2 protein-coding genes are annotated in these 3,992 nt (G+C 67.2%); both read left to right on the top strand.

The window, feature by feature from the left end; all coding sequences use genetic code 11:
• A partial coding sequence (locus tag LQV45_RS19860; RefSeq protein ID WP_230008485.1) for a helix-turn-helix transcriptional regulator occupies positions 1-822 on the top strand: 822 nt, incomplete at its 5' end.
• A 284-nt stretch (positions 823-1,106) separates the two neighbouring features.
• The gene (locus tag LQV45_RS19865) at positions 1,107-3,848 is read left to right on the top strand and encodes a LuxR C-terminal-related transcriptional regulator (RefSeq protein WP_374208253.1); all 2,742 of its coding nucleotides are present in this window, start codon (positions 1,107-1,109) and stop codon (positions 3,846-3,848) included.
• Positions 3,849-3,992 lie beyond the last annotated feature (144 nt).

Here is a 3,992-nt window from a genome sequence, read left to right on the forward strand (position 1 = left end):
GCCCTGAACACGCTAAGTGCCGCGCTCGAAGCGCTGCGGTTGACCGACCCCCAGCAGCTGTTCGCGCTCACGGCGGCCATGGCCTTCGCGGCAGCCGCCGAAGTCGGTGCCCAGACGAAGGCGGAGCTACTCCTCGCCGACTTCGAGGCAGCACCCGCGGCCCTGCCGCGGTACATGCGCTCGCTGGCCGCGATGGCCGTGGTCTATGGAAAGGCCCGGCTCGGGAACTACCCGGGTGCCATCGCGGAACTGAAGCGGCTCGGCCGACCTTACCCGGAAGTGGACAACGCCGGGCTCGAACTCGACGCGCTGGCCTTCTGCCTGGCCCTGGGGGACACGGACTCGGCGCCGAGGCTGCTCGAACTCCGGGCCGGGCTCGAGGGGCCAAGGCCCGCCGCGATCTGCGCCTACGCCGCAGCCATCAGCGCGGACAATGCCGCAGACCTCCTTGAGGCCGCGAAAGCCTGTGAAGCGGCGGAATTGTGGGCCTTTGCCGCCCTCGCCTACGACGCCGCGGCGCACGCCTACCGGGCCGCGGGCGACACCCTCAGGGAGCGCATGGCCAATTCCCAGCGGAAGCGGTGCCTGGACCGGGCCGATGACCTTCCCGGCGACGAAGCGGCCAAGAACGATGACTCGCTCGGCATACTGACCCGCCGCGAGCGCGACATTGTGGCGCTGGCGGTACGCGGCCTCACTGACCGGCAGATTGCCGCAGAGCTCCAGGTGTCCGTGCGCACGGTTGAAGGCCATCTCTACCGCAGCTACGCGAAGCTCAACGTCAAGGGCCGTGAGCAGCTTCCCGGTATCGGCGGGCACTAGCGGCAAGCAAGGGAGAGGCCGCGTGGGCCCGTGTCCGCCGGCCGGCCCGCCGTAGCGGGGCCGCTTCCCCGGTGTCCGGGCCGCTACCGGCGCCGGACACGTGCGGCGGGATGGCGACTACTTGGTTTGGGCCTTGCGGCAGCGCCGGTCCAACTGAGTACAGCTACGTAGAGCGGGCGGAATACTCGCTAGGTAATCGAGTACTACTTACGCATACCGAAAATACGCCTAGTCCCTACCGTTGAGGTATCACCGCTCACACTTTGATTGCGAAGGTCTCTCATATGTTCCAGCAAGACGCCGGCTTGCCAACGGGCAGCGGCCAGACAGAAATAGTGTTTCCGGCGCAAAGAAACGGTCATGGCCGCAGTAAGGACAGACCCTTCACCCGCCAGGAGGTCGTTGCCGACATCGTTGAGACCCTGACGTCGGGTTCCGGCTGCGGCATCGTGCTCGTGGGCGACCACGGGGCCGGCAAGTCCTTTATCGCCCAGCGCGCCCTGGAGCAGCTCGGCGACGAGTACCTGGTAGTCCAGGTCAGGGGCAGCTCCATATCCTCCAAGCTTCCCTACGGGGCCTTGAGCGTCCTGCTCAACGACCTCGACGCCTCCCACCTCGAGCACCCGCTGATGGTGTTGCGCGGACTGACCCAGCTGCTCCACAACAAATCCGAAGGCCGGCGAATCGTCCTCTTCGTGGACAACGCCCATGACCTCGACGAGCTCTCCAGCATGATGGTGGCCCAGTTGAGCGCCGGGTCCCATGTCACGTTGCTGGCGGCGTGCGTTGACATGCCGCACATTGGCGGGGACATCATGGGCCTGTGGAAGGATGACCTGCTCCGACGGGTGGACCTCGGACCGTTCGACTTCGCAGAGACGGCAACAACGTTGCACCACGAATACGGCGGCCGGTTCTCCCTGACCGCTGCCCGGGCGCTTTGGAGTGCGAGCGGGGGCAATGCCTTGTTCCTCCATTCCCTGGCCCGGGAGCAGATCAAGCTGGGCACAGTGATCCGCCAGGACGGTGTATGGTTCCTGGGCAACGGCCCCATCGCCTTGACCGGAGAGATCCGGGACGTCGTGAAGGCACGCCTCAACCGGCTCGGCAACGGCCAGCGCGACGTCTTTGAACTCCTGGCACTCGCCGGGGCAGTCCCGCTGCAGACCCTCATGCTCATCGCCAACCCGCAGGATATGGACGCGCTCCAGGAGCGGGCCCTGATCCGGGTCACCCATGACCATCCGCCGATGGTCAGCATCGCCAATCCGGTGACCGCCGGAATTGTCGCCAACGTGGTCCCGCCCGGGCGCAGCGCCGAACTCCGCCGCCGGCTCACGGCCGTTCTCCAGGAATCGGACGCGCTGGACACCGGCGGCTCGGCCGGCGTCGCCTGGGCGCTGGATTGCGGGGAAGAGGTGAGCTCCCAGGTCGCCCTGGCCGCCGCACGCGCCGCGAACGGTGCATCCGACCACGCGGCCGCCTTGCGATTTGTCCAGGAGGTCGAAGGAAGCGAACCCGCTGCCCTGATGGCCATCGAAACAGTCAATGCCCACATCTCGGTGAACAACGAGGACTCCGCACGCCGGGTTCTGGAGGCACTGGATGACGGCGCGTGCGCCAAGCTTCCCCTGACCGAGTGGACCGCTTTGCAGCTGCTGCGCGTGGAACTGGACAAACGCAGCACCGCCCCGGGCGCCGACCCCGAAGCCCGGATACAGGAGTTCGCCGAGCGGCTGGCTGCCGAGCCCGCCGCACAGAGTTCAGTTGCCGTTGCAGCCCGGGAGCGGCTGCGCCTGGCGGAGGCTGGGCTCGCCGCTTTCCGTGGACGCTACGACGAAGTCCTGGCCATAACCGACGGCGTGGACGCGGGGGACCTGGGCAGCGAACCAAGGATCCTGACCGCCAGCGTGCGCAGCGAGGCCCTGGCCGTCACCGGCAACGTGGTGCGGGCGCTCGCCCTCGGAAAGCAGATCCAGGCGGCCACAGCCGGCGTGCAGCTCCCGGACCATGCGGTTCGTGAGATCAGGGGCAGGTTCCTCCTCCTCCTTTTGCTCTCCGGCAAGTTCAGGGAAACGTCCGTCTATCTTGAGGAGACGTACAGCGGCGCAGAGCCCCAGACCAGGCTGGGCGGGATGTTTGAGATCGGGCACGGCGTCATGGACCTGCATGCCGGACACCTCGACGACGCCTTGTCCCGGCTCCAGGCGGGCCGGTGGCAGCTTCGGGCGCAGGACCCCGACGCTTTGGGCGGCCTGGCCGCGGCCGTGTGTGCCTATGCCGCCGCACTCCAGGGCGAAGAGGAAATGGCCGGCCTGCTACTGGACGATCTTGCCCAGGCCAGGCCGCCCGCGGCCTGGCTGGTGGAACGGCTCACACGCTATTTCGAACTGTCGGCCCAGGCCGAGCTCGGCCAGAGGGCAATGTCCATCCGTGCGCTCTCAGCCGAAGCGGGCAACGACGCCGAAACGTCAGCACTGGCCCCCGCGCTCCTGTTCCAGTCCGCCGCGGCCCGGCTGGGAGACCGCCAGACGGGCCAGAAGCTCGGCAGCCTGAGCGGGAGGGTGACCGGACAATTTGCGGCCCTGTGCTCGCGGCTGGCCGAAGGCATGCGCGAGGCTGACAGCGAGCAGTTACTGGCAGCATCCAAGGAAGCTGAGGCATGCGGCAACACCGTGTTCGCCCGGGACGCGGTGCGGAAAGCCGTCGGCTGCGCGAACGACGCCGGCAACCGCATCGCGCTGCGGATCGCCCAGCGGGCGCAGCAGTCCCTCGATGACAAGTTCGGCAGTCCGAAGAACGGGCTGCGGTCGCTTACAACCTCAACCCTGACGGCGAGGGAATGTGAAGTGGCGGTCCGGGCCGCTGCCGGTACGTCCAACCGCAAGATCGCGGAACAGATGCACGTATCCGTCCGCACTGTGGAGGGACACCTCTATCAGGTGTATTCGAAGCTGCACGTCGCCAGCCGATCGGAACTCAAAGATGTCATCTCGACTCCGGCAGACAGCGCCAGACTCGGCTGAGCCCGGCAGACTGCAGGCGGCAACCCGGACGGCTATTCAAGACGGGCAGAAACTGGCAGGAAGAACCGGCGATGGAAAGCCTGGCTGAGACCTCGGCACTGATCGAGCGCTCGGCGCTGGTCAAGGACCTGGTTGTTTGCCGTC

Source organism: Microbacterium sp. Bi128 (assembly GCF_918698205.1).